6 protein-coding genes are annotated in these 2,997 nt (G+C 34.3%); all 6 read left to right on the forward strand.

Translation table 11 applies throughout. The features are described from left to right. Window positions 1-176 precede the first annotated feature (176 nt). From ACFSTE_RS13205 to ACFSTE_RS13230, 6 genes are read left to right on the forward strand one after another with little or no spacing between them, the layout of a single operon-like run. Window positions 177-824 carry a DNA cytosine methyltransferase gene (locus tag ACFSTE_RS13205; protein ID WP_378256029.1) on the forward strand — a complete coding sequence of 216 codons (648 nt, stop codon included), beginning with the start codon at window positions 177-179 and terminating at the stop codon, window positions 822-824. Beyond that, on the forward strand, window positions 821-1,504 hold the full coding sequence (locus ACFSTE_RS13210; protein ID WP_378256027.1) for a hypothetical protein: 684 nt from the start codon (window positions 821-823) through the stop codon (window positions 1,502-1,504). Before ACFSTE_RS13205 ends, ACFSTE_RS13210 begins: the two co-directional genes overlap by 4 nt. Then, window positions 1,501-2,274, forward strand: coding sequence for a DNA adenine methylase (locus tag ACFSTE_RS13215; protein ID WP_378256025.1), 774 nt, complete (start codon window positions 1,501-1,503; stop codon window positions 2,272-2,274). The genes ACFSTE_RS13210 and ACFSTE_RS13215 overlap by 4 nt, the downstream gene beginning before the upstream one ends. Window positions 2,275-2,289: 15 nt before the next feature. Beyond that, window positions 2,290-2,502 (forward strand): hypothetical protein, encoded by a 213-nt coding sequence (locus tag ACFSTE_RS13220; RefSeq protein WP_378256023.1) that lies wholly within the window; start codon window positions 2,290-2,292, stop codon window positions 2,500-2,502. 27 nt (window positions 2,503-2,529) lie between these two features. Then, window positions 2,530-2,706: a hypothetical protein gene (locus ACFSTE_RS13225; RefSeq protein WP_378256021.1), complete on the forward strand. Its 177-nt coding sequence runs from the start codon at window positions 2,530-2,532 to the stop codon at window positions 2,704-2,706. Between the two features lie 13 nt (window positions 2,707-2,719). Next, complete coding sequence (locus ACFSTE_RS13230) at window positions 2,720-2,875, forward strand: hypothetical protein (RefSeq protein WP_378256019.1); 156 nt, start codon at window positions 2,720-2,722, stop codon at window positions 2,873-2,875. Window positions 2,876-2,997: the final 122 nt, after the last annotated feature.

Raw genomic sequence — 2,997 nt, forward strand, 5'->3', positions numbered from 1 at the left:
CGTCACTAATATATCCGGTGACACCTGTTCCGTGTACACGATTACTAAGATTGAAGAAACTAGACCTGCAGCAATGAGTGAGCATAATCACTTTAAAGCAAGAACATTCTATAGGCAGGAACGGTACGAAGCAATAGCGGAAGCACTAATTGTAAGCTAATCCCAAAAGCAGTTCAATGAACAAATTAGAGTTATTCAGTGGTTGTGGTGTCTTCAGGCTAGGATTTGAAAATGCAGGATATAAGTTCAATAAGGTCATTTTCTCAGAAATAAATAAACACGCAATAGCAAATTATAATTACAACTTCAAAAAGTCAATATATGCAGGATCAGTTATCGATATTAGATCAGACGAACTACCAGAGATCGACATTATCTCTTTCGGAAGTCCTTGCCAAGATTTTAGCATCGCCGGGAATGGTGTGCCTATGAAAGCAGGAACTTTAACAGCAGGAGGTAACTCAGGAGGGTTACACAGCGACATGACAGTAATACCTGTTTTAACTCCGGATAGATTAAATAAAAGACAAAATGGGCGAAGATTTAAAAACGAAGGAGAAGCTGCTTTTACTTTGAATTGTCAAGACAAGCACGGAGTAATGATCACTAAAAAACATGGTTCACACCAGAGTCAAATAAGAAGGCTTACAGAAATTGAGTGTGAAAGGTTACAAGGTCTTCCTGATGATTGGACAAAGTATGGATTGTATGAGAAAGGCTTGAAAGAAATAGCCAAAACAAGACGGTACGAGATGATTGGGAATGCAGTTAGTGAGCCTGTAGTAAGAGAGGTGGCTAAACGGATAAAGAAATGCTTAATATGAACGAAACAAAAACAATAGAAGATAGAATGACATCTCCGCGTTTTATGACGCAATGTGTTATCATAATTATAGTTTACTTTTCTATCAAATCATCGTTTTTTTTCAACACGATATTTGAAAACATAGTCACAGTAAGACCGTTTCTTTTCGTCGCTTCTTCTCTAACAGGAATGATAGCAGGAGTAATCGTTACAATTACTTCATATCATTATAATAAACAAAAACAACAAATTCCTCCACTGGTGTTTTGTATCGCAAACATCTTCCTCACGGCTTTTATACTAAAGGTATTTCATTGCGAGAAACCAGGAGAGGTGTTCCAATGTGAACCCAAAATATGGTATGCAGAAAGATTCTTTCTTTCTGTTTTTCTCCCGGCAATTGAATATTCATGTGTAAAAACTTGGAAAAATCTATTAGAGAAGTCAAGAACAACCAAGAAACAAACAATAGCAAGTCTAGAGCAAGATATTAGCGATCTAAAGCAAACCAGAAACGAAGAAGAGCAAGAGGTTAGCGAGCTAAAACAGAAAAAAGCTGATTTAATTGAAGATGAAAAGAAGAGGACCTGCAAAAAATGCTCTGCCATCTTTGGAAGCATAAATGCAATGAATGCTCACAAATGTAAACAGAAAGAAACAAAAGAAGTAGAACCAGAAGAAGTAAAACCAGAAAAATGATACTAACCAGATTAGGTAATAAAAGAAAGCTAGCTCCTTTACTTTGGGAATATTTCCCGAAGCATAAAATGAGAATTGAATTGTTTTTTGGAGCAGGAGGATCTTATTTCTACATGCCTCCAAGTCAATATGCTATACTTAATGATTATGATGATGATGTGACTAATTTATACCATTTTCTCTTGAATAATAAAGAAGCTCTTTATAGGCAAATAGAACTAATGCCTATTACTGAAAGTTTAATAAAAAACTGGAAGAAAAAAACTGAAGCTGACCCGATGAAAAAAGCGCTTCGTTTTCTCTTGCTGTCAAACTTTACGTATCTAGGGAAAGGGGACACATTAAGGCTTAGTTTAGATAACGCCAAGCAAAACTTACTCAACAAAATAGAACCAACATTTGAAAAACTTGCCAACGCAAAAATTACTAATTGTGACTTTAGAGAAGTCCTTCCCAAAATATCTTTCTCCGAAAGGCTGATAACAAAAAAGGAGGCATTTGTGTATTTAGATCCGATATATCTTGATACATCTCATTATTACAAAGTCCCGAAATGGTCTCCTGCAGATACGGAGGATTGTTTTAAGATAATGGAATCTTCTGGCATTAAATGCGCCATGAGTGAATTCAATCATGAGGCAATTCTTGATTTTGCTTCTGATTACAAAATGAATGTAATTCCAATTAAGGAAAGGAGAAACATAAACAATAGAAAGCAAGAGATTTTAGTGACAAATTATAAAACCACTCAATTGAAGCTTTCTTTTTAGCTAAATATCTCTCTAATGGATGACCGTTTAAAACAAATTATTGACACCATAGAAAGAACTCCTGCTTTTAAAACCGGAGGGATAGGACATTATATATACAGCGGTGCGGTAATAGTGACAAGTGAAGTCTCTCAAGATTTTAATGCAGTGTATGCTATTCTTCCGCTATTGCAGTTCAAAGTTAAAATTAGAGCCTATAATTCTAAAGTATACCTGGAAATAAAATAACATTATAAACTAAAACCTAAATAAGCGATGAGTAAAAACGAAAATATATCACTTATCTCAGCTATCACAATTTTAAAAGCACAAGCTTTTAATATGGAAGCTGAAAATTATAATCCTCATATAGATGAGGATACAAAAAAGATGAATCGTCATGCTATAAAAAGTATAGACAAGGCTTTAAAAATTTTAGAAAAAGCAAACTAAAGTATAAATAACGATGAGTAAAAACGAAAATATCTACCAAGCAGAATTAATATCAGGAGATTTTGAAGATAACACCATGACTTTTGAAGTTAAAGGAGAAATGACTTTGAGACCTGGAAATTATGTAATTCTTTCTGAGGAAGAATACAAAAAACTAAAGTATAAATAAACGATGAAGAAAGGGTAGTAAACTATTTCCTCCTAATACCAAGCCACTCATCTCCGGAATAGAAATGAGAATAATCACTAGATGGCACAATAAGCTCAATAGGATCAACCTTTAATATCTCT

The organism is Aquimarina hainanensis (assembly GCF_042684685.1).
Lineage (GTDB): Bacteria > Bacteroidota > Bacteroidia > Flavobacteriales > Flavobacteriaceae > Aquimarina > Aquimarina hainanensis.

Coding starts and splice junctions, on each gene's coding strand:
- ACFSTE_RS13225 (WP_378256021.1), top strand. CDS start 2,530: ATGAGTAAAAACGAAAATATATCACTTATCTCAGCTATCACAATTTTA.
- ACFSTE_RS13210 (WP_378256027.1), top strand. CDS start 821: ATGAACGAAACAAAAACAATAGAAGATAGAATGACATCTCCGCGTTTT.
- ACFSTE_RS13215 (WP_378256025.1), top strand. CDS start 1,501: ATGATACTAACCAGATTAGGTAATAAAAGAAAGCTAGCTCCTTTACTT.
- ACFSTE_RS13205 (WP_378256029.1), top strand. CDS start 177: ATGAACAAATTAGAGTTATTCAGTGGTTGTGGTGTCTTCAGGCTAGGA.
- ACFSTE_RS13230 (WP_378256019.1), top strand. CDS start 2,720: ATGAGTAAAAACGAAAATATCTACCAAGCAGAATTAATATCAGGAGAT.
- ACFSTE_RS13220 (WP_378256023.1), top strand. CDS start 2,290: ATGGATGACCGTTTAAAACAAATTATTGACACCATAGAAAGAACTCCT.